At 74.0% G+C, this 25,158-nt stretch carries 22 protein-coding genes; 10 read left to right on the top strand and 12 right to left on the bottom strand.

Annotation, left to right across the window (positions count from 1 at the left end; translation table 11 throughout):
• Nucleotides 1-13 precede the first annotated feature (13 nt).
• Nucleotides 14-562, top strand: coding sequence for an RNA polymerase sigma factor (locus BLW57_RS05720; RefSeq protein ID WP_093472605.1), 549 nt, complete (start codon nucleotides 14-16; stop codon nucleotides 560-562).
• A gap of 49 nt (nucleotides 563-611) precedes the next feature.
• On the opposite strand, the gene BLW57_RS05715 is transcribed toward BLW57_RS05720, so the two are convergent.
• On the bottom strand, nucleotides 612-2,993 hold the full coding sequence (locus BLW57_RS05715; RefSeq protein ID WP_093472604.1) for a SpoIIE family protein phosphatase: 2,382 nt from the start codon (nucleotides 2,991-2,993) through the stop codon (nucleotides 612-614).
• A 265-nt stretch (nucleotides 2,994-3,258) separates the two neighbouring features.
• On the opposite strand from BLW57_RS05715, the gene BLW57_RS05710 reads away from it, so the two are divergent.
• The gene (locus BLW57_RS05710) at nucleotides 3,259-6,351 is read left to right on the top strand and encodes a glycoside hydrolase family 2 TIM barrel-domain containing protein (protein ID WP_093472602.1); all 3,093 of its coding nucleotides are present in this window, start codon (nucleotides 3,259-3,261) and stop codon (nucleotides 6,349-6,351) included.
• 59 nt (nucleotides 6,352-6,410) lie between these two features.
• Here BLW57_RS05710 and BLW57_RS05705 read toward each other — a convergent pair whose 3' ends face one another.
• Both BLW57_RS05705 and BLW57_RS05700 read right to left on the bottom strand, forming a co-directional pair.
• Nucleotides 6,411-7,133, bottom strand: a complete 723-nt coding sequence (locus BLW57_RS05705) for a 2OG-Fe(II) oxygenase (protein WP_093480549.1) — start codon at nucleotides 7,131-7,133, stop codon at nucleotides 6,411-6,413.
• Between the two features lie 20 nt (nucleotides 7,134-7,153).
• Nucleotides 7,154-7,663, bottom strand: coding sequence for a methylated-DNA--[protein]-cysteine S-methyltransferase (locus tag BLW57_RS05700; protein ID WP_093472601.1), 510 nt, complete (start codon nucleotides 7,661-7,663; stop codon nucleotides 7,154-7,156).
• A gap of 188 nt (nucleotides 7,664-7,851) precedes the next feature.
• Between BLW57_RS05700 and BLW57_RS05695 the strand changes: the two genes are divergently transcribed.
• The 3 genes from BLW57_RS05695 to BLW57_RS05685 all read left to right on the top strand — a co-directional run bounded on the left by BLW57_RS05695 (nucleotide 7,852) and on the right by BLW57_RS05685 (nucleotide 11,039).
• The gene (locus tag BLW57_RS05695; protein ID WP_073890979.1) at nucleotides 7,852-8,091 is read left to right on the top strand and encodes a hypothetical protein; all 240 of its coding nucleotides are present in this window, start codon (nucleotides 7,852-7,854) and stop codon (nucleotides 8,089-8,091) included.
• Between the two features lie 3 nt (nucleotides 8,092-8,094).
• Complete coding sequence (locus BLW57_RS05690) at nucleotides 8,095-8,472, top strand: toxin Doc (protein ID WP_093472599.1); 378 nt, start codon at nucleotides 8,095-8,097, stop codon at nucleotides 8,470-8,472.
• 830 nt (nucleotides 8,473-9,302) lie between these two features.
• A complete protein-coding gene (locus tag BLW57_RS05685) occupies nucleotides 9,303-11,039 on the top strand; it encodes an RICIN domain-containing protein (protein ID WP_093472598.1) in 1,737 nt (578 codons plus the stop codon).
• A gap of 49 nt (nucleotides 11,040-11,088) precedes the next feature.
• Here the strand turns inward: BLW57_RS05685 and BLW57_RS05680 are convergent, their stop codons facing one another.
• Nucleotides 11,089-12,258, bottom strand: coding sequence for a lactate 2-monooxygenase (locus BLW57_RS05680; protein WP_093472596.1), 1,170 nt, complete (start codon nucleotides 12,256-12,258; stop codon nucleotides 11,089-11,091).
• Between the two features lie 219 nt (nucleotides 12,259-12,477).
• Complete coding sequence (locus BLW57_RS05675; protein WP_093472595.1) at nucleotides 12,478-13,053, bottom strand: hypothetical protein; 576 nt, start codon at nucleotides 13,051-13,053, stop codon at nucleotides 12,478-12,480.
• A 325-nt stretch (nucleotides 13,054-13,378) separates the two neighbouring features.
• Here BLW57_RS05675 and BLW57_RS05670 point away from each other — a divergent pair, with 325 nt between their 5' ends.
• Nucleotides 13,379-13,813 carry a subtilase-type protease inhibitor gene (locus BLW57_RS05670; protein WP_093472593.1) on the top strand — a complete coding sequence of 145 codons (435 nt, stop codon included), beginning with the start codon at nucleotides 13,379-13,381 and terminating at the stop codon, nucleotides 13,811-13,813.
• 206 nt (nucleotides 13,814-14,019) lie between these two features.
• Here the strand turns inward: BLW57_RS05670 and BLW57_RS05665 are convergent, their stop codons facing one another.
• From BLW57_RS05665 to BLW57_RS05650, 5 genes are all read right to left on the bottom strand, one after another.
• On the bottom strand, nucleotides 14,020-14,178 hold the full coding sequence (locus BLW57_RS05665) for a CDGSH iron-sulfur domain-containing protein (RefSeq protein ID WP_371127846.1): 159 nt from the start codon (nucleotides 14,176-14,178) through the stop codon (nucleotides 14,020-14,022).
• A 22-nt stretch (nucleotides 14,179-14,200) separates the two neighbouring features.
• A complete protein-coding gene (locus BLW57_RS05660) occupies nucleotides 14,201-14,875 on the bottom strand; it encodes a HemK2/MTQ2 family protein methyltransferase (RefSeq protein WP_093472592.1) in 675 nt (224 codons plus the stop codon).
• On the bottom strand, nucleotides 14,876-15,889 hold the full coding sequence (locus BLW57_RS05655) for an iron-containing redox enzyme family protein (protein WP_093472590.1): 1,014 nt from the start codon (nucleotides 15,887-15,889) through the stop codon (nucleotides 14,876-14,878). It abuts the gene before it with no gap.
• Nucleotides 15,890-16,107: 218 nt separating this feature from the next.
• Nucleotides 16,108-16,275, bottom strand: a complete 168-nt coding sequence (locus BLW57_RS41280; protein ID WP_176985476.1) for a hypothetical protein — start codon at nucleotides 16,273-16,275, stop codon at nucleotides 16,108-16,110.
• Nucleotides 16,276-16,616: 341 nt separating this feature from the next.
• The gene (locus BLW57_RS05650; RefSeq protein WP_093472589.1) at nucleotides 16,617-18,122 is read right to left on the bottom strand and encodes an MFS transporter; all 1,506 of its coding nucleotides are present in this window, start codon (nucleotides 18,120-18,122) and stop codon (nucleotides 16,617-16,619) included.
• A gap of 199 nt (nucleotides 18,123-18,321) precedes the next feature.
• Between BLW57_RS05650 and BLW57_RS05645 the strand changes: the two genes are divergently transcribed.
• Entirely contained in the window at nucleotides 18,322-18,849 is a 528-nt protein-coding gene (locus BLW57_RS05645; protein WP_093472587.1) for an SRPBCC family protein, read from the top strand.
• Between the two features lie 54 nt (nucleotides 18,850-18,903).
• Here BLW57_RS05645 and BLW57_RS05640 read toward each other — a convergent pair whose 3' ends face one another.
• The gene (locus BLW57_RS05640; protein WP_093472586.1) at nucleotides 18,904-20,529 is read right to left on the bottom strand and encodes an FAD-dependent monooxygenase; all 1,626 of its coding nucleotides are present in this window, start codon (nucleotides 20,527-20,529) and stop codon (nucleotides 18,904-18,906) included.
• A 237-nt stretch (nucleotides 20,530-20,766) separates the two neighbouring features.
• Here BLW57_RS05640 and BLW57_RS05635 point away from each other — a divergent pair, with 237 nt between their 5' ends.
• The 3 genes from BLW57_RS05635 to BLW57_RS05625 are packed head-to-tail and all read left to right on the top strand — an operon-like array spanning nucleotide 20,767 to nucleotide 23,381.
• The gene (locus BLW57_RS05635) at nucleotides 20,767-21,618 is read left to right on the top strand and encodes an SDR family NAD(P)-dependent oxidoreductase (protein ID WP_093472584.1); all 852 of its coding nucleotides are present in this window, start codon (nucleotides 20,767-20,769) and stop codon (nucleotides 21,616-21,618) included.
• A gap of 6 nt (nucleotides 21,619-21,624) precedes the next feature.
• Nucleotides 21,625-22,551: a DMT family transporter gene (locus BLW57_RS05630; RefSeq protein WP_093472583.1), complete on the top strand. Its 927-nt coding sequence runs from the start codon at nucleotides 21,625-21,627 to the stop codon at nucleotides 22,549-22,551.
• A gap of 50 nt (nucleotides 22,552-22,601) precedes the next feature.
• Nucleotides 22,602-23,381, top strand: coding sequence for a polysaccharide deacetylase family protein (locus tag BLW57_RS05625; RefSeq protein WP_093472581.1), 780 nt, complete (start codon nucleotides 22,602-22,604; stop codon nucleotides 23,379-23,381).
• A gap of 467 nt (nucleotides 23,382-23,848) precedes the next feature.
• Here BLW57_RS05625 and BLW57_RS05620 read toward each other — a convergent pair whose 3' ends face one another.
• Nucleotides 23,849-24,895: an MGDG synthase family glycosyltransferase gene (locus BLW57_RS05620; protein ID WP_093480548.1), complete on the bottom strand. Its 1,047-nt coding sequence runs from the start codon at nucleotides 24,893-24,895 to the stop codon at nucleotides 23,849-23,851.
• Between the last annotated feature and the right edge of the window lie 263 nt (nucleotides 24,896-25,158).

Genomic DNA, 25,158 nt, shown 5'->3' with positions numbered 1-25,158 from the left:
GGGGGACCCTTCGGTGCAGGACCAGGCGCCCATGGAGGACCTCGCCCGGCGGGCCGCCGCGGGCGACAGCGCAGCCCTGGACCGGCTGCTGACCGAGATCCGGCCCGAGGTCGTGCGCCGCTGCGCGCGCTTCCTGCCCTGCCGGGAGGACGCCGAGGAGGCCGCCCAGGACGTGCTGCTCCAGGTGGCCCGGCACGTCACCGCCTTCGAGGGCCGCAGCCGCTTCGGCACCTGGCTGTACACCGTGGTCGCCAACTGCTGCCGGCAGAAGTACCGCGAGCTGAAGCGGCGGGCCGCCGAACAGCCCGCCGCCATCGAGCCCTCGCACGCCGTCGACCCCCGCACCACCAGCGTCATCGCCGGTTCCCGGGTGGACCTGCTGGAGGCGCTGGACCGCCTGGAGCGGGAGCATCCGCACCTGGTGGCGCCGCTGGTCTACCGGGACATCTGCCAGCTGGACTACGCCGAGGTCGCCGAGCGCGTGGGCATACCGCTCGGCACCCTCAAGTCCCGCCTGCACGAGGCCCGCAAGCAGGTACGGCCCTGGCTGACGGCTTCCTGAGGCCCGCGCCGACCTTCCCTCGAGGCCCGCGCCGACGCCCCCGCGAGCGCTAGAAGGCCTCTTCGTACAAAGGCAGTTCGGCCCAGATCGTCTTGCCGTCGGCGGTATGCCTGCTGCCCCACCGCTGGGTGAGCTGGGCGACCAGCAGCAGACCCCGGCCGCCCTCGTCGAAGATCTTCGCCCGGCGCAGATGCGGGGCGGTGTGGCTGGTGTCGGAGACCTCGCAGATCAGCGTGGCGGCGTCGTGGATCAGCCGCAGCCGGATCGGGTGCGAGCCGTACCGGATGGCGTTGGTGACCAGCTCGGAGACCACCAGCTCCGCCGTGAACGCGGCCTCGCTGAGTCCCCAGGTGTCCAGCTGGTCCACGACCTGCTTGCGGATCGGCGCGACCAGCGCGGGGTCGGCCGGGATGTCCCAGGTCACCACCTGCGACGGCGGCAGGCCCTGGGTGCGGGCCAGCAGCAGCGCCACGTCGTCGGTGGCGCCGCCCGGCGGCAGCAGGCAGTGCAGCACGTGGTCGCAGGTCTGGTCCAGGGAGTCCGTGTGCCGTGCGAGCGCCTCGTACAGCCGCTCACGGCCGCTGTCGCCGTCCCGGTCCCGGGACAGCACCAGCCCGTCCGTGTACAGGGCGAGCACCGTGCCCTCGGGCAGTTCCAGCTCCGCGGACTCGAACGGCAGCCCGCCCAGGCCCAGCGGGGGCCCGGCCGGCAGGTCGAGCAGCTCCGGCCGGCCGCCCGGCAGGAGCAGCACCGGTGGCGGATGCCCGGCGCGGGCCAGGGTGCAGCGCCGCGACACCGGGTCGTACACGGCGTACAGGCAGGTCGCGCCGACCTCGCCGGGGCTGCCCTCGACGCCGGACTCGTCCGACAGCCGCAGCACCAGATCGTCCAGGTGGGTCAGCAGTTCGTCCGGGGCCAGGTCGATGTCCGCCAGAGTGCGCACGGCGGTGCGCAGCCGGCCCATGGTGGCGGAGGCCTGGATGCCGTGCCCGACGACGTCCCCGACGACCATGGCCACGCGCATCCCGGACAGCGGGATCACGTCGAACCAGTCCCCGCCCACCCCGGCGCGCGCGGCCGGCAGATAGCGGGAGGACGCCTCCAGCGCGGCCGTGCGCGGGAGGTTGCGGGGGAGCAGGCTGCGCTGGAGGGCGAGGGCGGTCTCCCGCTCCCGCGAGTAGCGGCGGGCGTTGTCGATGCAGACGGCGGCGCGCGCGGTGATCTCCTCGGCCAGCAGCACGTCGTCGGCGCTGAACGTCTCCGGGCGCAGGTGCCGGGTGAGGACCGCCACCCCCAGGGTCAGCCCACGCGCCTGGATCGGCACGGACATCGACGAGTGGATGCCCAGCGTCCGCACCCGCTCGGCGCGCGTCGGGTGCCAGCTCAGCCACTGGTCCATGTCACCCGCGGCGACCGAGGTGGTGATCGTGCGGCCCGCGGTCAGCGAGTCGGCCTGCGGGGAGAGGGCGGGGTACGCCTCCGTCTGTCCCGGCTCGATCACCGCCTCGGGGATGCCGCGCAGCACCGACTGGTGGGCGGTGCGGCGCAGACTCACCGGGGCGGTGATGCGCGCGGGGGGCTCGCCGCCGTACTCCTCGGGATCCAGCAGGTCGACGGTGACGAAGTCGGCGAGCGCGGGCACGCACAGGTCCGCGAGCTCCTGCGCCGTGCGGGTGACGTCGAGGGTGGTGCCGATGCGCACGCTCGCCTCGTTGACCAGTTGCAGCCGCCGGCGGGCCCGGTAGTTGTCGGTGACGTCGTGCGCCGCGAGGGAGACGCCCCGTACCCGGCCCTCCGCGTCCAGGACCGGTGCCATCCGGGCGAGCCAGGCGTGCGCGCTGTCCCCGCCGCCGGTGCGCAGAAAGGCCTGCATGTCCAGCGGCCGGCCCGAGGTCAGCACCCGGAGCATGCCCAGTTCCAGTTCCTCGCTCTGCGGCTTGCCCCCGATCTCCGCGAGCCGCAGGCCGCGGACCCGTTCCTCGGGCAGATCCATGACGGAGGCCATCGCGGCGTTCATCCGGCGCAGCCGCAGCTCGTCGTCGTACACGGCGAGCGCGCACGGTGACTGGATCAGGCCGGCCGCGGCGAGCGGATCGTCCGTGGCGGGCGGCCGGTCGCCGGTGAGCGGGGTGACCACCAGCCAGCCGCCGCGGTGGTCGTCGTGCGCGGGCCGCCGGTGGGCGAGCAGCCACACGGGGACCGTGTGCCCGTCCCGGTGGCGCAAACCGACCGTTCCCTCCCAGCGGAAGCCGCCGGGGAGGGCCGGGGGACGGTCGTCGACCAGCAGCTCCGCGGCGGGACGGCCCACGACGGCGTCCGCCGGGTGGCCGAGCAGGCGCCGCGCGCCCTCGTTCCACTCCAGCAGCGTTCCGTCCTCATCGATGACAGCCCGGGCCGTCGCCGCCTCGTCGAACGGATAGACCCGGCTCATCGTCGCCGCTCCCAAGCGCACACTCACAGTGAACAGGTGGCACCACTTGTGTTCCAGCCTAGTGCTTCCCGCCCGCTCGCGGACCGCGACTCCCGGCTCTCCGGTCGATGGGTCGAACAAGGTCAAGGGGCGATTTCGGCCGATCTTTCGTCGAAGGCGCTCGCCCGTGTTCGGACCCTTGACGATCGTGTGTGGCGCGACGTCAGAATCTGTTTGTTCACGATCAGTTGTGAGTACTTCTGGGACTTGGTGAGGGAGAGCCGTCATGACGGTCACACGCAGATCGGTACTGGTCGCGGCCACCGCGACACCCGCGGCCGGAGCGCTCCCGGGCATTCCCGCGGCTCCGCCCGCCGTCGCCGCCGGGAACGGTGCCGGTGGCCGTCACACGGTGCCCCTGCGTGACGGCTGGCGCTTCGCACTGGTCGACCCGGGTGGCATCACCGACCCGACCGGCGCCTTCGCCGACGCCGCCGACCCCGCCCACGACGACTCGGACTGGCGCGAGGTCGCCGTCCCCCACGACTGGTCGATCGAACAGACCCCCACGACCGAGCACGGCACCACCAGCGGCACCGGCTTCCTGCCGGGCGGCCTCGGCTGGTACCGGCTCGCCTTCACCCTCCCGCCCGAGTACGCCGGCAAGCGGATCTCGGTCGAGTTCGACGGCGTCTACATGGACTCCACCGTCTACTGCAACGGCATCGAGGCGGGCGGCCACCCCTACGGCTACACCGGTTTCGCCCTGGACCTGACCGACCTCGTCCACACCGACGGAACCACCCCCGACGTGCTCGCCGTCAAGGTCCGGAACCAACTCCCGAGCAGCCGCTGGTACTCCGGCAGCGGCATCTACCGCGAGGCCCGCCTGGTGATCACCGAGCCGGTGCACGTGGCCCGCTGGGGCACGTACGTCACCACCCCGGAGATCTCCGCCGACCGCGCGCTGGTCCGGGTGCGCACCACCGTGCGCAACGAGACCGGCACCGCCGCCGACGTCCGGGTGCTGTCCCGGATCACCGGCCCCGACGGCCGCACCGCCGCCCGTACGGCCGGCACCTTGACCGTCTCCGACCAGGCCGAGGAGACCCACGAGCTGACCGTCCCGAAGCCCCTCCTGTGGGACTTCGCCACGCCGGAGCACCGCTACACCCTGCACACCGAGGTCCGCGTCGGGGGCCGCACCACCGACACGTACACCACACCCTTCGGCATCCGCGGCCACCGCTTCGACCCGGACGAGGGCTTCTCGCTGAACGGCGCCCCCGCCAAGATCAAGGGCGTCGACCTCCACCACGACCAGGGCGCCCTCGGCGCCGCGATCAGCGTCGACGCCGTCCGCCGGCAGATGCGCATCATGAAGTCGATGGGCGTCAACGCCCTGCGCACCTCGCACAACCCGCCCTCGCCGGAGATGATCCGGGTCTGCGAGGAACTGGGCATCGTGATGATGGTCGAGGCCTTCGACTGCTGGCGGACCGGCAAGACGCGGTACGACTACGGGCGGTTCTTCGACGAGTGGTGCGAGAAGGACGCCACCGAGATGGTCCTCGCCGCCCGCAACTCGCCCGCGGTGGTGCTGTGGTCCATCGGCAACGAGATCCCCGACTCCACGTCCACGGCCGGCCTCGCCATGGCCGACCGGATCATCGGCGCGATCCGGGCCGCCGACGGCACCCGCCCGCTCGTCATCGGCTCCGACAAATACCGGCGTCTGCCCGCCAAGGGCTCCGCGGCCGACCTGATGCTCGCCAAGATCGACGGACTGGGCCTCAACTACAACACCGCCAAGTCGGTGGACGCCCTGCACGCGGCCTACCCGCGCCTGTTCCTCTTCGAGTCCGAGTCCTCCTCGGAGACCTCGACCCGGGGCGCCTACCAGGAGCCGGAACACCTGAACACCGGCGAGAACCACACGCCGGGCGGCCGGGCCACCTCCTCCTACGACAACAACCTCGCCTCCTGGACGATGAGCGGCGAGTACGGGCACAAGAAGGACCGGGACCGGAAGTGGTTCGCCGGGCAGTTCCTGTGGTCCGGCATCGACTACATCGGCGAACCCACCCCGTACGACGTCTTCCCGGTCAAGGCGTCCTTCTTCGGCGCGGTCGACACGGCCGGCTTCCCGAAGGACATGTACCACCTCTTCAGGAGCCAGTGGACGGCCGAGCCCATGGTCCACCTGCTGCCCATGAGCTGGAACCACGAAGAGGGCGACACCGTCGAGGTGTGGGCCTACGCCAACGTGCCCTCCGTCGAGCTGTTCCTCAACGGAAAGTCCCTGGGAACACGGGAGTTCGACGTCAAGAGGACCACCGACGGACGCAGCTACCTGGAGACCACCGAAGCCACCGGCGACGACAAGACCTTCACCGACGGCCCCCACCCGGGCAGTTACACGAGCCCCAACGGCAGTGCGGGCAAGCTGCACCTGGCGTGGCAGGTGCCGTACCGGCCGGGTGAGCTGAAGGCGGTCGCCCGCCGAAACGGCAAGGTGGTCGCCACCGACGTGCTGCGCACCGCCGGTGTCCCGCACGCCGTCCGCCTGACCGCCGACCGCGAATCCGTCCCCGCCGACGGCCGGTCGCTGCTCTTCGTGACCGCCGAGATCGTCGACGCGCACGGCGTGGTCGTGCCCGGTGCCGAGCACCTCATCACCTTCGACGTCAGGGGCGGTTCCCTCGCCGGGGTCGACAACGGCCGCCAGGAGAGCGCCGAGCGCTACCAGGCGAGCACCCGGACCGCCTTCCACGGCAAGGCCGTCGCGATCGTCCGCTCCGGCGGCGAGCCGGGAACGCTCGAGGTCGGGGCGCGCGTGGACGGACTGCGCACGGGCAGGACGGCCGTGCGCACCACCCCGGTCCGCGACGCGGTCCGCACCACCGCCCCCGAGTTCCCGCCCGACCACCCGGCCCCTCGCGTCCACCCGTACGCGGACGCCGGGTACTCGGGCCGCCCGGACACCCTGCCCGCCGCCATGCTCGACGGCGACCCGGCCACCGGCTGGTCCAACGCCTTCGCCAAGCCGGCCACCGCACTGCTGCCCGCCTTCTCCGGTGCCCGCGCGAAGGACTGGGTGTCGGTCGACTTCGGACGGAACCGGACCGTGGACCGGGTGGCGGTCTCCTTCACCGTCGACGCCACGCACACGCTTCCCGCGAAGGCGGAGGTGGCCGTGTGGAACGGGCACACGTACGTGCCGGTCACCGGCGCCGAGGTGGAGTGGGCCACGGTGTCGGACGCCCCGAGCGTGATCAGCTTCGACGCGGTGCGCGGCTCGCGGCTGCGGCTGACCCTCACGAGCGCCCACCCGGGTGAGGACCGGGGCGCCGTGCGCATCAGCCGGCTCGACGCCTGACCGGGCCGCCCGGGTGGACGGGAGGCCGCCCCGGCGGCTGCCCGTCCGCGCGCCTCCGGTCAGGCGGCGTCGTGGAACACCAGCCCCAGCGTGCGCCGCCGCCCGGACCGCACGGTGCTCACCCCGTGCCGCATCGCCCCGGCCGACCAGCCGCGGCGCGTGCGCACGGGGTGGTCCCGGGTGGTGAACACCAGGCCGTGCCCCTGCCGCAGGACGGTCGCCGTACCCCGTGACTGGGCGCGCGGCCGCTGTTCCACCATCAGGAACTCGCCACCGGTGTAATCGGTGCCGTACTCGTCCAGGGCGATCACCACCTGGAGCGGGAAGAGGAGTTCGCCGAAGACGTCGCGGTGCAGGGCGTTCCAGTCGCCCGGCCCGTAGCTGAGCAGGATCTGCGCCGACCGGTCCTGGCCGGCGGCGTGGCAGCGCTCCAGCCAGTCGCCGAGCGAGTCGGGCCAGGGGGCCGCCCGGCCCAGGCGGGCCGCCCAGTCCCGGGCGACCGGCAGCAGCCGAGGGTAGAGCGCGGCGCGCAGCGCGGCCACGGGAGCGGGCAGGTCATGGGTGAAGTAGCGGTACTCGCCGGATCCGAACCGGTGCCGGGCCAGGTCGACCGTGGTCCGGAACAGTTCCGGCTTCTCGTAGAGAGCGGCCAGGTCGGCGCACTCGGCGGCGGTGAGCAGCGGGCCGGTGGGGGCGCTGCCGAGCTCGTCCAGCCCGGCCGAGAGCGCGGGCCAGTCCGTGCGGGCGGCCCGGCGGCGGGCCTCGGCCAGGGTGACAGTCATCGTCATTCCTCCTCCGGAATTCACAGCAGGGCCGGCTGCAGGGCACCCTCGTGGGTGAGCAGCCACACCTTGTTCCCGACCCCGCCGGCGTACCCGCGCATCGAGCCGTCCGCGCCGATCACCCGATGGCAGGGGCGGAGCAGCAGGAGCGGATTCGCGCCGAGGGCCCGGCCGACCGCGCGGATCTCGGAGCGGGGTACGCCGAGCCGGGCCGCCAGCTCGCCGTACGTGGTCGTGGTGCCGTACGGGATTTCGTCCAGGGCCTGCCACACCCTCTGCTGGAAGGCGCTGCCCGGCGCGGAGAGCGGCAGTTCGAAGCGGGTCGGGCGGCCCGCGAAGTACGCCTCCAGCTGCCGGTGCGCCTCGGTGAACGGCCGGTCGTCGCGGTCCTCCGGACGGCCGGCCGGCGCCCCGGGCCCACCGGGCAGGGACAGCGAGGAGACGGCGTGGCCATCGGGCCCGACGGAGGCGGTCAGCAGCAGATCGCCGAGCGCACTCGGGTGGACGGTGTGAACGGTGCGCGTATGCATCGGTGCTCCCTCGGATACCTCCGTGCCGCCTGTGCGTGCGGCCTTCGCGTGCTGTCGAGTCTGCTGCGCCCGGGGCCCGGTGACCGGCGGAAAACGGACACAGCCCTGCAGCGCCGCGGGTACCGCGCGGCAACCGGTCCGACCTGTGGATATTTACGCGTGAGTACCCGGGCGGTACCGTGAGGGGCATGCCAGCTCTCAACGTGGAGTTCAGCGAACGGGAACTAGAGGACCTGCGGCAGATCGCCAAGGAGCGCGGTACGTCGATGAAGGCCCTCGTGCGCGAGGCGGCCGCCGCCGACATCGCCCGGCACCGCGCCCTGCAGGAGGGCGCCGAGACCTTCCGGCGCTTCTTCGCCGCCCACGCGGAGGAGTTCGCCGCCGCGTTTCCCGACGACGAGCCCCCCGCCAAGGGCGAGGCCGCCTGAGTTATGCCCTCCGTCCTCCACATCGACGTCCCCTGGCTGCTCCAGCGGCACGAAGAGGTCCTGCCCGACCAGCCCGCCGTGGACGACTTCTCCGCGCTGGTCGCCGCCGTGGCCCGGCACCGTGTGGACCCGCCGCGGCTCGGCGTCGACTCCGACGCCGCCTGGCGTGCCGCCGCCCTGCTGCACACCCTCGCCGTACTCAAGCCGCTGCCCGCGGCCAACGCCCGCTTCGCCTGCTCGACGGCGGCGGCGTACATGTTCGTCAGCGGTGCCGGCATCGATCCGCCCTACGGCGCCCTCGTCGACCTGGCCCGCGACCTGATCTCCGGCAAGACCGACGTGTACGGGGCGGCGGACCGACTGCGTTCCTGGCAGATCTGAACGACGCCGTCGGGGCCGCACCCGACCGCCTCGAACCGTACTCAAGAGGACCGATCCGGCGGACTTTTGATCGGCGCCGGAGGGGGGCGAAGCCGGCAGATGTGGGCCGCTGACCCGGCCGATCCGACCCCGCCCGCTCAGCCGAACCGGATCCTTCCTCGCGGGGGCCGGGGACGGCAGATCCTGACATCGGCGTCGGCGGGGTCGAGCCGGCAGGTGTGCATCGCGTCGCTAGGGCGGAACCCGGCCGATCTGACCGCGTCGCTGACCGAACCCGCGGACTTGCCCCCCACTCACCGGGCCGGACCCGGCTGATCTGGGCCGTGGCCGCGGGGGCGGGTCCGGCCGGCCGGACCCGCCCCCGGGTGAGCCCGTCCACGGTCGGCGGGGGAAGCCGCCGGGGCCGCCGGCCGAGGGCGGGAGGAACAGGGCCGGCGGCCGGTCGCGCGCGGGAGAGCCGCCGTCCCGCGCGGGGCCTTCCGAGAGGGCCGGTCCCAGTCCACTACCGCTCCCGGGGCCCCGGGAGCGTGCGCGTCCCACCGGCGCGTGCGCACACTTCACACGGGGCGCACGGGAATACGAAAGCCGTCTCGCCCGAACAGGCCCGAACCGAGTATTTCTGACTTTCTTTCAACAAGGCCGATGTCCTACGGGCGCCTTGTTGCCCGTGTGGAAGTTGTGCAAGGGTTGCAGCGCCCGTGCGGGGGGGCATAGTCCAGGGTTCTTTCGGCAGTTGCGGAACCGGACCGGCCGAGCGCCGGTGAATTCCCGTTCCCCGCGCGCACCCAGAGGCTCGCACCTACGCACCACGCACCAAAGGAATCCGCTCCGTGCCCACCCCCCACCCCCCTCGTCCCCCCTTTCCGCCACCCGGCGGGGAACCGGGGGAATCCGACGAGTCCCTCGCCGGCCCGCTGCGCGCCGGCTCCGACGCGGAGGCCTCCCGGTCCACCGCCCTCCTGATGTCCCGGCACTGGCAGCCGGCACACGACTACGCGGTGATATGCCTGGCCGCTCCCGGGCCCCTCGCCCACATGGCCACCGCCACCGCCTTCCACCAGGTCCTCGGCCGGCTCGCCCTCGGCGAACCCGGCGAGGCGCTCCGTCCCCGCCTGCTCGTGGCAGTGCGGGACACGGTCCTCAACTGGTCCTCCACGGACCGGATCACCGCCGTACTGCCCGGACTCGGAAAACCCGCCGGGGGCCGCGGCATGCGCAACGCGAAGACACTGATACCGGAAAACCGCGCGCTCTCCGACCGTTCCTTCCTGGGACTTCCCCGGCTGGAACAGACGTTGCTGTGGCACACCGAGGTCGAGGCCGAGCCGATAAACGCGCCCGCCGAACTGCTCGGCATCGACACCGAGAGTGCGGCGATCGCACTCGAACAGGCTCGCGAGAAATTCCGGGAAGGCCTGGTGCGCGCGCACCGGGAACTCGCTCCCGGCACGGAGTGCCGTTACTACAACCGCCTCCTCGACGTACCGATACGGCGGGGCGGAAACCTGCTGCCCGACGTCCAGGAGCACCTGGCGGCCTGTATCCACTGCCGGCATGCCGCCGAGCAACTCGGCAGCGCCGAGGCCGCCTTGGGCGTCCTCCTGGCCGAAGCCGTCCTCGGCTGGGGCGCCCGCCGCTACCTCGACTGCCGTCCCGGCCGCCGCCCCGGCCCCGCCCGCGGCGGCTCCCGGGGCCCGGGCGGACGCCGACGCGGCGGTGGGAAGCCCGGACTGTTCCTCCGGACCACCTCCTCGCGCGCCGGGGCCCGCGAAGGCGGCGAGCCGGAGCCGCGGTCGCGCGGCACGGGGGCGCGCGGCCGACGGCGCGGCACACCCGGACCGTTCGCCCGGACACCGTCGCCGCCGGGTGGTACCGGCATCGCCGCCGTAGGGTCCACGCGGACGCTGCTCACCGGCGTCGGCGTGGCGTCCGTCGTGCTGCTGGCGACCGTCGTCGCCCTGGGCGTGTGGCCGGACGGCGGATCCGGTACCGGTCCCGTCGCGTCCACGAGTGCCGTGCCCGGCACCGACGCCCGGCCCCCGCGCGCCTCCGGCACCGCGCCGGACACCGCCGGTCTGCCCGCCACGGGTCGTCCCGGCAGGCTGCGCAACGTGGCCGCCGGCCTGTGTCTGGACGTCCGGGGTACGCCCGTGTCCGGTGCCGCCGCGGTACTCGCCGTCTGCTCCACGACGGCCGGACAGCAGTGGACGTACGACGCCGACGGGCAGTTGCGCAGCGCGGCCGGCACCGGACTGTGCCTGGACTCGCACGCCGACGCCGGTGTGGTGACCCTCGGCAGCTGCGCCGGGGCCGGCTCGCAGCGGGCCGACGACGTGCGCTACGACCTCACGGTGCAGGGTGAGTTGCTGCCCCGCTGGGACCGGACCGTGGCACTCGCCACCGCCGGTGAGGAAGCCGGGTCCGACGTCGTGGTCAAGGTCCGCGACCGGTCCGCCGGACAGCGCTGGCAGTCCGACTCGCCTACGGCAAGCCCGGGTTCACTGTCGATCGCCGGCTCCGACGGGCCGGCCGCCCGGCCGGCGGAGGATTCCGGGAAGGACACCTGAGGGACCGCCGTGTCCGGGGCCGGCAGCCCCGGCCCCGGACACGGCGGACTCAGGCGGGGTCCGTGACGAGATCATCGGCGCCGACCGTGCCCGGACCGGTGTGCCCGGACAGCGCGAGCGTCAGGTCCAGCTCGGCGAGCAGGCACCGGACGACGTGCTCGACCCCGGCCTGTCCGTCCAGTCCGAGCCCGTAGACGTAGGGACGGCCCAGCAGCACCGCCCGGGCGCCGAGGGCCAGGGCCTTGAACACGTCGTCGCCGGTGCGCACCCCGCTGTCGAAGAGCACCGTCAGCCGGTCGCCGACCGCGTCCGCGACCCGGGGCAGCGCGTCGGCCGCCGCGACCGAGCCGGCCACCTGCCGCCCCCCGTGGTTGGAGACCACCACGCCGTCCATGCCCGCGTCCGCGGCGAGCCGTGCGTCGTCCGGGTGCAGGACGCCCTTCAGCACGATCGGGCCGTCCCAGTGCTCCCGCAGGAACGCCAGGTCCGGCCAGGTGTGCCCCGGGTCCCCGAACAGGCCGAGGAAGTGCAGCACGGCCGCGTTGGGATCCTCGTGCACCGGCTTGGCCAGCCCCGCCCGGAAGGCCGGGTCGGTGAAGTAGTTGGCGGTCCCGACCCCGTGCAGGAACGGCAGGTACGCCTGGTCCAGGTCGCGGGGTCGCCAGGACAGCAGCGGGGTGTCCAGCGTGACGACCAGGACCGAGAACCCGGCCGCCTTCGCCCGGCCGAGGAAGCTGCGGGTCACCTCCCGGTCCTTGCCCCAGTACAGCTGGAACCAGCGCTCGGCGTCCCCCATCGCCTCCGCGACCTGCTCCAGGGGCGTGCTGGACGCCGACGACAGGATGTACGGCACGCCCTGTGCGGCGGCGGCCCGGGCGGCGGCGGACTCCGCGTCCGGGTGCATGATCGACAGCACCCCGACGGGGGCCAGGGCCAGCGGCGCGGGCAGAGGCCGCCCCAGCACCTCCGTCGACAGGTCCCGCTCCCGTACGTCCCGCAGCATGCGCGGCACGATCCGGTGCCGGGCCAGGGCGGACCGGTTGGCGCGGGCGGTGCCGCCGTCGCCCGCACACCCCGCCACGTAGCCCACCGGGCCGGGGCCGAGCCGGTGTTCGGCCAGCTCCTCCAGCCGGGTCAGGTCGGTGGGCAGCCGGGGCACGGAGCCCGTCATGCCGTTCAGATAGATCTCGTACTGGAAGTCCGCCCAGTGCTTCGCCATCCGGCCGTCCCGCCTCTCGTCGCTGAGTACGCGTGCAGCCCGACGATACTGGCGGGTAGCTGCAGGTCGGCAGGCACCCTCACGGGCGGCGACCGCGCCGCCCGGACGGGGCGGGACGGCGCGCAGGGGCCCCACCCATGAACGACGGTCACAGGAGCGGCCGGCAGCGACAGGAACGAGCCGACCTGCGGGGCACGCGCGGCGCTCTGCGCGGCGGAATCATCCGTCGTCGTCGCCGTCCCCGCCGTCGTCGGCGGGGGAGTCGGCCACCTCCTCGGTGTCCGGGCCCTGCGCCCGTACCCGCTGGACGTGTTCCAGGGATTCACGCAGCTCGGTCAGCCAGTCGTCGGTGTGCCGCCGGACCAGGCGCACGCACCAGGCGAGGGCGTCACTGCGGCTGCGGGCGACGCCTGCGGCGATGAGGGTGTCCAGCACCTGTCGCTCGGGCTGGCGCAGCCGGGTCATCACCGGCGCGGCCACATGGGTGAACAGCGCCTGTTCCGTCCCGCACACCACACCCCAGGACACCTTGCGGCCGAAAAGGTGCTCCGCCTCGCGGGCCACCTCCATCCTGGCCCCGCGGGTGCGTTCCCGGAACTCCTGGATCCGGGCCCTCAGGGCGGCGTCCCGCTCGGCGGCCGGGGCGTCGTCGGTGAGCCGCGGTTCGGGGACGCGCCCGGTCACGGTGATCTCCTCGCGGTCCGCGGTCACCTCGACCAGTTCCGTGAAGAGATCGTCTGGCAGCCGGCCGGCGAACCAGCCGCGCAACTCATCTCTCTGCTCTGTCGTAATCATGTAATCAGGCTTACGCCGTCGGTCTCATGAACACAAGGCGTCACGAAGGGGTTCGCTGCGGGCAAAGTCGGAATGTTTCAGGCCGATTAACGAAGAGGTGTTTTTCGGCCATCCGGCCGGTTCCACCGATCAAGAACCGCTCAGTTCCGCGGTCGACGCGTTCGAATTCCGTAACTTCACGCCACTGATTGAACACCGAAGGTTACTGAAACCCATGGGTGCGATGTGAGTTTCGCCGGTGGACTCGGCAGAGTGGCGCTCGCCGCCCGGTGCCCGACCGGACCCGGGCCGGCACCCCCGATGTTCGAGCGGAAGGAAGCACACAATGCGTACCACCGCGCGCTGGGCAGCGGCCCTCGGCCTCTCGGCCGCCGCCGTTTGCGGACCCCTGACCTGGGCCGCCGTCGCTGCACCGGACGCCGCCCCGTCGTCGCTCTACGCCCCGTCGGCCCTGGTGCTCACCACCGGCCACGGCAGCGACGCGGCCACGGCGACCCCGGAGCGCGCCGTCACCCTCGTCTGCGCCCCCGGCGCCTCCGGCACGCACCCCGCCGCGACTCAGGCCTGTGCCGAACTGCGCGGCGCCGCCGGCGACTTCGATGCCCTGAAGGGCGACGCGGACGCGTTCTGCACCAAGATCTACGATCCCGTGGTCGTCACGGTCCAGGGCGTCTGGCAGGGCAAGCGCGTCTCCTATGAGCGCACCTTCGGCAACAACTGCGTGAAGGACGCGGCCACCGGCAGCGTCTTCGCGTTCTAGGACCGGGATCGCGCGGTTCCCCGACACACCGGATCAGGACCGTAACTGGGGAGTGCGGCCCCGGGAGTGGGGAACCTGCGATCTCGCGCCGGAGCCGACGGGCGGAGTGGGGCCATCCGTCGGTCTCCGGGCACACAGCCGCTCCCCGGGCAGGCCCGTGGGGGGCCTCCTGGGGAGCGGCGAAAAACCAACGGTTTCAACGGCGTTCAGGCCTTGCGGCGATGACTCGTGTCACACCACGGAAACCTGCGACTGCGCCGGCATGTGCACAGAGCGACACGGAAACGGTCCGACGACACCGTGGTGCCGTCCTCCAGTTCGATCTCCACCGGTCCCTCGACCAGCAGCGGCCCGCGCCGCGGCATGGTGATCCGGCGGGCGCGGTCGTCAGCTGACTCGTTCGGCACGGATGACCACCAGTTCCTCCCTGTCGTCGGACGCCCCGAGCAGCCCGTTCCGGCGCAGCCACTCCTCCCGGGAGCGCAGCACGGGGCCGAACGCGATCCAGCGGCGCCGGACCACCGCGGCCTTGAGACCCGCCGCCCGCAACTGCTCCACGGTGCGGTCCGGATCGCTCAGCGCGGAGTGCACGATCAGCAGGACGCCTCCGACGCGCAGCAGCGCGGGGGCGTCCCGGCATATCCGGTCCAGCACCAGCCGCCCGTCCCGGCCCCCGTCCCACGCCCGGGAGCGGCCGCTCGGGCCGCGCCCGGCGTCGGGCGCCGGCACATAGGGCGGGTTCGCGAGAATGAGGTCGTAGGTCCGGTCCCCGACCGGGCCGAAGAGATTGCCGCGGTGGATGCGTACCGGCAGCCGCCTCAGCCAGGCGTTGAGCCGCGCCGTCCACACCGCGCGCCGGGAGACGTCCACAGCGGTCACCTCGGCGCCCCGGCGGGCGGCCTCCAGCGCCAGCGCCCCGCTGCCGGTGCCGACGTCGAGCACCCGGGCGCCGGGCGGCGGACTCTCCTCGCGGAGGGCCTCGGCCAACAGCTCCGTATCGTCCTGAGGGGCGTACACGCCCGGAAGCAACAAAGCGATCACCTCGCGCGGGTACCCTGACATTCAGGATGTATGGGCCATTTCGCTGCTCAAGGCCGTTCGCAGGGACGAGCGCCCCGCCCGCCAGTCGGACAGCAGCCGCCGGGCCAGCCGGTCCTCGAGGTACTCGGTCGCGTCGATCCCGAAGGCGATGTCACCCGCCAGCTCGGGCTCCTCCTCGAGCAGTCCGCCGATCACGTCGCGGCGCACCACCTGCTCGTGCACCGCGTCCGCCTCCACGTGCTCGTCGTAGAAGAACTCCGCGGCGGGACCGGCGCCGGTGCGGCGCATCGCCTCGGCGAGCCGGCGGGACCCCGGTGAGGAGGTGATCTCCACCTCGGCGAAGTGCCCCACCAGCGCCCCGCGCAGCGCCCGGTGGAGCCCGAACAGGGACATCAGGTTGACGACGGCCAGCATCTGGGCCGGCGCCGCCTCCAGGTGGCGCCCGTAGGCCGTGTCCAGGCCCAGGTCCGTCATCAGGTCGGCGAACAGGCGGGCGTGGACCCGCTCGGCCCGGCCGCCGCCGAACTCGTCGAACTCCACCGCCGCCATCGCCGCCTTCGCCCGGCCCCACAGCCGCGGCAGCACCCAGGCGTGCGGGTCGGCCTCCTTCAGGTGGTAGAGCGAACGCAGGGCCGCGTACTCGCGCAGGTGCCACAGCTCGCCCTCGTCACGCAGGAAGTGGCTGACGCCCGTGCCGTCGACGGGTTCGACCAGGAGCGCGCCGAGCGCCTCGTCGAGGCTGTCGTGCACCGGGGTGTCGGCGCGCAGCGCGGACAGGAAGCGCTGTTCCAGCGCGCCGCGGACGCGCAGCAGCTCCGGGTCCCATTCGCGCTCCGGGTCGACGCCGGCGAAGCCGCGGTAGTGCAGCTCGTAGCAGAGGTAGAGGGCGAGCTGGAGGTCGTCGCCGTACGGGTCCGCTTCCTCGGCGGCCGCCGGGCGGGGGAGGGGGCCGGTGCCACCGAGATAGCCGGTGACCGCGGCGGACAGCGGTCCTCTGGACGGGGGCAGCTGAGGTCCTCGCAGATGGTGGCTCATGCGGCCCGGGTACCCGGGCAGCAGGAAAGCACTAGTGATCAATTGCACGCCGAAGGAATCACCGGAGCCGTCGAACACCGACGCGCCGGCCCGGGCCGTCACCGAGCGGCCGGCGAAGGACGGCGTCGCCGTCGACGTCGTACGGGCCGCGGACCTGTCCGTCGAGCCCCTGGAGGAGGAGCGCGGCCGGGAGCGGTCGCGCCGGCCGGCCGGCCGCCTCAGTCCTCCTCCGCCTGCTCCTGCGCGCCGACGTTCGGGCTGGTGGCGTCCCCGGCCTCGCCCGAGCGGGACCCGCCCTCGTCGCGCTTCTCGGCCTCCTCGACCTCCCGGAGCACTTCCTCCAGGGCCGTCTCGGGCCGCTCCTCGTGGTCGTTCCCGCCGGGCATGGCGCCTCCTCGATTCGGTACGGTCTTGATCCACCGCGAGTTACCCGCACCCGCCGCCTCAAGCGTCCCGCGGGGGGTGCGGCACGGCCATCGGGGCGCCGTCGGCCGTCCTGCCGTGGAGCGCCCTGAGGCCATGCGGGCCTGCCGGCCCTAGGCCGTCACGCCGGGCCGCCTGGGCGGTCGGCCGAGGGCTGCGTCGGTCCCTGTTCAATTTTCCTTCTCGAGGTGCTGTCGCCCGGAGGAACCCTCCTCCGCCGGAAGCCGCCTCACCGCCCGGACAGGGCGAGGGGCCGCCGTCTCCCTGAAGACGGCGGCCCCTCGGGGGTGCGATTCGGCGGCGGTCACATGTGGACGACCGGTGCCGCGCTCGCGTCCTGCTTCGGCACGCCGCGCCGGTAGAGCAGGAAGGCGATCACGGCGCCCGCGCCGAAGAGGACCGCGGACCACCAGAAGGCGGTGGTGTAGCTCTCGATGGTCGCCTGGGCCCGCACCAGCTCGCTCGTGGCGTCCCGGCCGGCGAGGTAGTCGGTGGCGGCGCTCGCGGCGAGGGTGTTCAGCAGGGCCGTACCGATGGAACCGCCCACCTGCTGCATGGCGTTGACGGTCGCGGAGGCCACACCCGCGTCCTCGGCCGCCACCCCGCCGGTGGCCAGCTGCATGGCCGGCGGCATGACCAGGCCGAGACCGACACCGATCACGACCAGCTGCGGCAGCACCGCGCTCAGGTAGTGCGAGCCGACGCCTATGCCGGCCAGCCAGGCCATGCCGGCCGTGGCGATCGCGAAGCCCAGCGGGATGACCGCCTTCGGGCCGAGACGGGGCACCAGGACGGTGGTGCCGAGCTGCGCGGCCACCATCAGGGCACCGACCATCGGGAGGAACGCCACACCGGTCTTCGTGGGGCTGAAGCCGAGGTTGAGCTGGAGGTAGTAGGTCAGGAAGAGGAACACGCCGAACATGCCCGCACCGGTGATCAGCACGGCCAGGAAGGAGGCCGCGCGGTCGCGGTCCAGCAGGATGCGCAGCGGCAGCAGCGGGTGCGCCGCCCGGGTCTGCCACCAGGTGAAGGCGGTCAGCAGCAGCCCGCCCGCGATCAGGAAGCCCCAGGTCAGCGGGGAGCCCCAGTCGTGGGACTCGGCGTTGGAGAAGCCGTAGACCAGGGAGAACAGACCGGAGGCGACCAGGACGGTGCCCGGCACGTCGAGCTTGGCGTCCGCCGCGTCGCGATGGTTGCCCAGCAGGATCCAGCCGCCCGCGAAGGCGACGACCGCGATGGCCACGTTCACGTACAGGGTCCAGCGCCAGTCGAGCGCGTCGGTGAGCACACCGCCGAGCAGCAGGCCGACGGCACCGCCGGCGCCCGCGATCGCGCCGTACACACTGAACGCGCGGGCCCGTTCCCGGGCGTCGGTGAAGGTGGTGTTGAGCAGCGACAGCGCGGCGGGCGCGAGGAGCGCGCCGAAGGCACCCTGCAGGGCGCGGGCCACGACCAGCATGGTGAAGCCGTTCGCGGCACCGCCGAGAGCGGAGGCCAGGGCGAAGCCGACGACCCCGACGAGGAAGGCCGGCTTGCGCCCGAACAGGTCGGCGATCCGGCCGCCGAGCAGCAGCAGGGAGGCGAACGCCAGCGCGTAGGCGGTGACGATCCACTGCCGGCTGCCGTCGGAGAAGCCGAGGTCGCTCTGGGCGGACGGCAGGGCGATGTTCACGATCGTGGCGTCGAGGACCACCATCAGCTGCGCGATGGCGATGACCGCGAGGATCCACCACCGCCGGGACGAGGCCTCGCCCCGTTCGGTCGCCGGTGCCCCCGATCGCGAGGACTCGGCCAGGGTCTTCTGGGACATGGGGGAACCACTCCAGGGAAGTCGTCCGGATGCGGATACGCAAGAGAACGAACGGCGCATAAACGAAACCGTTTCGTACACATGGAGCCTAGACCAGTCCGAACGAAACGGCAACGTTTCGCTGGGGCGCCCGCCCTGGGCCGGCCGCCCCGACGAGACGCCGGACGACACCCGGCCCCGACGTGAAGGACCCGAGCACATGTCCGTCGACCTCACCGGCGCCTATCTGACCCTGGACGACGGCCGCCCCGCCGTCCGCTTCAGCCGTACCTACGACCACCCCGTGGACCGTGTCTGGCGGTACGTCGCCGACCCCGCCGAACTGGCCCTGTGGTTCCCCTCCCGGGCCGAGATGGAGCTGCGCCCCGGCGGCGCCGTCCGCTTCACCGGCGACCCGAACACGCCCGAGTCCACCGGCCAGGTCCTCGCCGTCGACCCGCCCCGGCACCTGTCCTTCGCGTGGGGCGGCGACGAACTCCACTTCGACCTGGAGGCCCTGGACGACGGGCGCACCCGCTTCACCCTGACCGACGTCCTCGGTGCCGCGGACACCGCCGCCCGCAACGGCGCCGGCTGGGAGGTGTGCCTGACCGCCCTGGACGCCGCGGCGGGCGGTGCGGCCGTCGACGGCCCGCACGCCGGGGCGAGCGCGCTCTGGAAGGAGTTCTACGACGGCTATGTCGGCGCCGGTGTGCCCTCCGGCGCGCCCGTGCCGGGCCTGGACTGATTCGTCCGCCGGCCGGCCCGCCCTCGCGATCACCCCAGCGGCTGCGCGAACAGGTCAGCTCGCGAACACCTTCGCCAGGGCCGACGACAGGGAGCCGGGACCGGCCGGTGAGATGCGTGCGCCCAGATGGCCGTCCGGGCGTACCAGGAAGGCGGTGCGCCCGCCGGCCGTGTACCGGTCGCGGAACTCGCCCCGGCCGTCCCGCAGCACCGGCACCGGCAGGAAGCCCGGTTCGACCCCGTCCGGCAGCACGCAGTAGACGGCCACCCGCCCGTGCGACAGACGGCGTGCCTCGTCCGCGAGCGCCGCGCAGTCCCGCGTCCCGCTGCCGGAATCGGCGTAGAGCAGCAGCACGTGGTCGTGTCCGCCCAGCACCTCGTGCAGGCGGAGGGGGAAGGCCGCGATCGGATCACGCAGGCCCCCGCAGTCGGGCGCGCGGTCACCCGCGGCCGGGCCGCGCCCGGCCGCGGGACCCGGCTCCACGACCGGGCTGTCCTGGTAGGTGATCAGCAGCTGCGCCTCGCGCAGCATGAGCGTCACCGGATCGCCGGGGTCGCTCTGCACGCCCTGGCGCGTCGCGTGTCTCAGCGTGCGGCCCACCACCTCCTCGCCGACCGGCCGGCGTTCGGCGTCGTAGCTCTCCAGCAGCTTGGGCTCGGCGTCGCCCGCCACCGCGAGGGCCAGCTTCCAGGCGAGGTTGCAGGCATCCTGGATCCCTGTGTTCATGCCCTGGGCGCCGGTCGGCGGATGGATGTGCGCCGCGTCCCCGGCGACGAAGACCCGTCCCTCGCCGTACCGGTCCACCAGGCGGTGGCTGACGCGGAACACCGACGACCAGCGCATCGCCGAGGCCGTGGCCGGCCGGGGCGACAGCCGGTCGACGACCTCCTGGATGTGTTCCAGACTCGGCGCCCGCCCGGACTCCGGACCGTGGGCCACCGCGTCCTGCCCCCGCGCCCCGCCCCTCAGCGACAGCTCGGGCGGGACCCGCATGGACAGCCGGTAGCGGCACCGGCCCGGCAGCGGGATGCACACCAGCAGGTCGTCCACCTCGCCGCCGGGGGGAACGTGCATGGCCCGCACGCCGTACCCGGGCGCCAGATCCCAGTCCAGCTCGACGTCCGCGAGCATGTACTCCTCGGGCAGCGCGCCGCCCTCGAAGGAGAGCCCCAGCGTCTTGCGCACGACGCTGTGCGCGCCGTCGCACCCGACGACGAAGCGGGAGCGGATCTCCAGCTCCTCACCGGTGGCCGTGCGCAGACCGCTGGTGACGCCGTCCGCGTCCTGGGTGAAGGAGACCAGTTCCGTACCGCGCTCGATGCGCCCGCCGAAGCAGGCCAGCCGCTCCTCCAGGATGCGCTCGGTCTCGTACTGCGGCAGGCACGCGAAGCCGTACGGCACCTCCGGCGGCAGCTCCAGCTCGACGCGCGCCTGCTGCACACCGTTCACGTAGACCAGCTGGCCGCGCATGGGCAGGGCGGTATCGAGCGCGGCGCGGGCCACGCCCATCCGCTCCCACAGCTCGAACGTCCTCGGCTGGACACCGACGGCCTTGGCGTACGGCAGCCGGGCGGGCAGCCGGTCCACCAGCCGGCAGCCGACGCCCCGCCGGCGCAGTTCCAGGGCGGCGGTCAGACCGGCCGGGCCCGCCCCCGCGATGAGTACGTCGGTGTCCGTCATCCGCCACTCCCGCCAGGGTCCCGGTGAACGGACGGGGGACCGGCAGACCGGCCCCCGGTCCGCTCTCGCTTTCATGCTCGCTCCCGTGGCCCCGCCCGGCGACCGGGGACCCGCGCGGGAGAGGGCGCCGGGCCCCGCCGTGCGCGGTGTTTCAGTCTGTGGCGCCCTGGATACACCGCGAGGGTTCGGCCCCGGAGTCCGCGAGCCCGTGCACACCGTCGCAATGAGGTCGTCACCATGTCCCACGCCCCGTCCCCCGCAAGCCCCTCGAATCGCGCCGGGCCGGTCGTGACCTCCGCCCCCCGGACGGATTCCGCCGCGCACGCCGGGCGGCGGACCGGCCGGGGCGGCACCGCTCTGGTGACGGGCGCCTCCTCCGGCATCGGCGCGGCCGTGGCCCGCCGGCTCGCCGCCGAGGGGGGCTGGCGGATGGTGCTGAACGGACGCGACGTCACCCGTTTGGAGCAGGTGGCCGCCCTGGCCGGTGCCGTGGCCCTGCCCGCCGACCTGACCCGGCCCGGCGCGGACCGCCGGCTCATCGAGCTGGCCCTGGACCACCTGGGGGAGCTGGACCTGCTCGTCGCCGGTGCCGGGGTGGGCTGGGCCGGGGACTTCACCGCCATGCCGCCCGCGCGCATCGACGAGGTCGTCGGCGTCGACCTGCTGGCCAACCTGCACCTGGTGCGCGCCGTGCTTCCCCACATGGTCGCGGCCGGATCCGGACGCGTCGTGCTCGTCGGGTCCCTCGCCGGCAGCGTCGGCGTGCGCGGCGAAGCCGTCTACTCCGCCGCCAAGGCGGCCCTGGCCGCCTTCGCCGACGCCCTGCGGTACGAACTGCGCGGCACCGGCGTCCGCGTCAGCCATGTCGTCCCCGGTGTGGTCGACACCCCCTTCTTCGACCGGCGGGGCACCCCGTACACGCGGCCCTGGCCGAGACCGGTGCCGCCCGCGCGCGTGGCGGACGCGGTGTGGGCCGCCGTCCGGCACGACAAGGACGAGGTGTACGTCCCCGGCTGGCTGCGCGTGCCCGCCCTGGTGCGGGGAGCCGCGCCCGGGCTCTACCGGCGGCTCGCCGCGCGCTTCGGGTGAGCGGACATGATCGCCCTCACGGTGGTGCTGGCCCTGCTCGCGGCCCTGTCCAACGCGTCCGCCTCGGTGCTCCAGCGCCGGGCCGCCGTGGAGCAGGGCGACGAGGGCACCGGTGCGAGGGCCGCCGGGCGCCGGCTGCTGTATCTGCTGCGGCGCCCGTCCTGGCTGGCCGGCGCGGGACTGCTGGCGCTGTCGAGCCTGCTCCAGGCCGGGGCGCTGGCCACGGGCAGCCTGTCCCTCGTCCAGCCGCTGCTCGCCGCCGAGCTGCTGTTCACGCTGGCCGTGGGCAGTCTCGTCTTCCGGCGCCGCCCGGACGGCCGCACCTGGCTGGCCTTCGCCGCCCTCGCCGTCGGGCTCGCCCTGTTCCTCCTCGCGGCGGCGCCGTCACCCGGCCGGCCGACCGCGCCGCCGGAGGCCTGGCTGCTGGGCGGCTGCGGGGCGCTCGGAGCCGTCGTCGTGCTGGTCGCCGTCTCCCGCCCGGTCCGGGGCGCGGCCAGGGCGGCGCTCCTCGGTCTCGCCTCCGCGGTGTCCTTCGCCACCACCGCGGCGCTGATGAAGGAGGCGGTGGGCCGCCTCGCCCACGGGCCGGAGGCCATGTTCACGCACTGGTCGCTGTACGCCACCGCCGGTGCCGGACTCGTCGCCTTCCTGCTGCTGCAGAGCGCGCTGAGCGCCGGATCGCTGACGGCCTCCCAGCCCGCCCTCACCCTCGGCGACGCGCTGACCAGCGTCGTGCTCGGCTGGGTCCTGTTCGCCGAGACGATCCACCTGGGGCTGAGGATGATCCCCGAGGTGATCGGCGTCGTCCTGATCGGTGCGGGCAGCATCGGCCTGGCCCATGCCCAGTCGGCCGGTCAGGACTTTGACACGTCCGTACCGGACCACCCGCCCGACCGGAACGGGCGGCGGGCGCCGGCACCCCGCAGGCCCTGACACCGGCCGGGCCGTCCGAACCGGTCGAATCGACTGAAGGAGGCAGTCCGATGTCCCTCGTGTCCGGCCGCGCGTGGCGGACGGCGGTGGCCCTGCTGCCGGTGGGCGTCGCCGCGGCGCACATCGGTCCGGCGGCCACCTGGCTCCCCGGCGTACGGCTGCGGTTCTTCCCCGGGCTCAGCGGGACCGGCCGCGGCGACCATGTGGCGCTGACCTTCGACGACGGCCCCGACCCGGAGTCGACACCGCGCTTCCTCGACGCGCTGGACGACCTCGGGACGCGGGCGACGTTCTTCGTGCTCGGCGAGCATCTGGTGCGCCACCCGGCTCTGGCCCGGGAGACGGTGGCGCGCGGCCACGAGCTCGCCGTGCACGGCTGGAGCCACGACCGCCCCTGGCGCCCCGCGCCCGGCCGGGACTCGGCGGCGATCGCCCGGACCGTGCGGGCGGTGCGGGACGTCACCGGCCGGCGGCCGCAGTGGTACCGCCCCCCGTACGGCATCCTCACCTCGGGCCGCTGGGCGGCCGCCCGGCGGGCCGGACTGCGGACCGTGCTGTGGTCCGCCTGGGGCGAGGACTGGACGGCCGACGCCACGGCGGCGTCCGTACGGACCCGGGTCGCGGCGGACCTGCGTGGCGGCGGCACCGTCCTGCTGCACGACACGGACCGGCACTCGGCCCCCGGCTGCTGGCACTCCGCACTCGGCGCCCTGCCCGCCATCGTCCGGAGCTGCCGGGAGGCGGGCCTCACGGTGGGCCCACTCGCCGATCACGCCGACTCCCCGGGACTGGCCAGGCCGGACGTGCCGTCCCCGGTCGGCGAGGGGTGAGCGCCAGGGGGCGTTGTACGCCCGGTCCCGCTGTCCCTCGGCGGCCTGAGGGTCCTCCACCGGCGCGCCGGGAAGGCAGTCGGCCCCTGGCACTGCGTGCTCGGCGCGTTGTGGGAGGCGGGGCCTCACGGTGGGCGGCCCGCTCGCCGACCACATCCGCGCCCGGCACCGGCCAGGCCAGGTGTGGCGTCCCCGGTCGGCGAGGGGTGAGAGCCGGGGGACCGCGATGAACGGCCGGTCCCGCTGTCCTCGGCGGCTTGAGGGTCCTCCACCGGCGCGCCGGGAAGGCAGTCGGCCCCTGGCACTGCGTGCTCGGCGCGTTGTGGGAGGGCGGGCCTCACGGTGGGCGGCCCGCTCACCGACCTGGCCCCTCCCCCCGGCCCCGGCCCCGGCCCGGGCGTGCGTGCGCCAAGAGCCGCGGATCACGCCCGGTGCCGTACGGACGGGCCCGCTGTTCCCCGGCAGGCTCACAACCCGGCCACGTACTCCAACGGATCGTGCCGGAACAGCGCGTGGCCCCGTGCCGCGCGTTCCGCGCGTTCCGGGCCGCCCGCCGGGAGCCGGCCGAGCGCCGTCAGCAGCGCGGGCCCGTCACCGGCGTACTCCGACAGCCCCAGCTCCGCCATCCGCCGTACCCCCTCCGCCCCGTGGCCGGGCAGCGGCCGGTGCCCCACCACGGGCAGCCCCGAGGCGAGGGCCTGCACGGCGGTCTGGCCGGCGGCGTTGTCCACCAGGGCGTGACACGCGGCCAGCAGTCCGGGCATGTCCTCGACCCAGTCCAGGGCGAGCACCGAGGGCACCCCGGTCAGCCGGGCGAGCAGCCTTTCGTTGCGGCCGCACAGCACCACGGGCAGATAGCCGGCACCCGCAAGCAGCCGGGCGGTGCCGGCCGGGCGGGACGCCGCTCCCCAGGCACCCGCCGACAGCAGGACGGCGGGCCGGCCCGGCGCGAGCCCGGCGAAGCGCTCCCGCCACCGCGCCGCCCCGGGGGCCGGGGCGAGGAACGCGGGCGCCACCACCGGCCCGGTCGTCACGACGGGCGTGCCCAGCGCCCGGCGCACCTCGCTCGCCGCCCGGTCCGTCAGGCACAGGTACCGGTCGTTGCCGGGATGCAGCCACTGCCGGTGCACGGCGAAGTCGAGCAGGAACACCGCGCTCGGCACCCGCAGCCCGCCCCGCTCCCGGAGATGGCCGGTCAGCTGCGCGGCCAGGTGGAAGACGGACACCACCACGTCGATGCCCAGCCGGTCCACCAGGGCGGTCAGCCGGCCGGCGGCGAGCCGGGCCAGCGGCACCCCACTGGGGCGCGGACCGGTGCCGGTGCGCAGGAACGCGCCGTAGACACCGGCGTACGCCCAGGGGAAGTACCGTACCGAGGCCTGGTAGCAGCGGCGCAGCCCGGTGCCGAGGCCGTACGGCAGCAGTCCCAGCAGGTCGACCACGTGCGGCTCGTGCCCCGACGCCGTGGCGCGGCGCGCGAGTTCCGCGGCGACGGTGTCGTGCCCGGCCCCCATGCTCGCGGTCACGATGAGTGTTCGCCGCCCGCGGCCCGGCATGTGCCGGTCCGTGTCGGGCACTTCGGCAGGAGTGCGCACGGGTCCCGATTCTCCGGTGACGCGGCGCGCAAACGGCGGACGCGCCCGTCGTGTCGCCGGATCGGGCGGCCGGGGCCGCGCACCATGGCGCCGTGCCTCCGGCCCCCCGGCGAGTTGCCCGGTACGCGCCGGGGTGGATGAATCGGCACAGGAGAGCGTGTGTGGGCGGCGAGCACGGGAGG

The organism is Streptomyces sp. 1222.5 (genome assembly GCF_900105245.1).
GTDB classification, from domain to species: Bacteria; Actinomycetota; Actinomycetes; order Streptomycetales; family Streptomycetaceae; genus Streptomyces; species Streptomyces albidocamelliae.
This window is presented reverse-complemented; position numbering and strand designations above follow the sequence as displayed.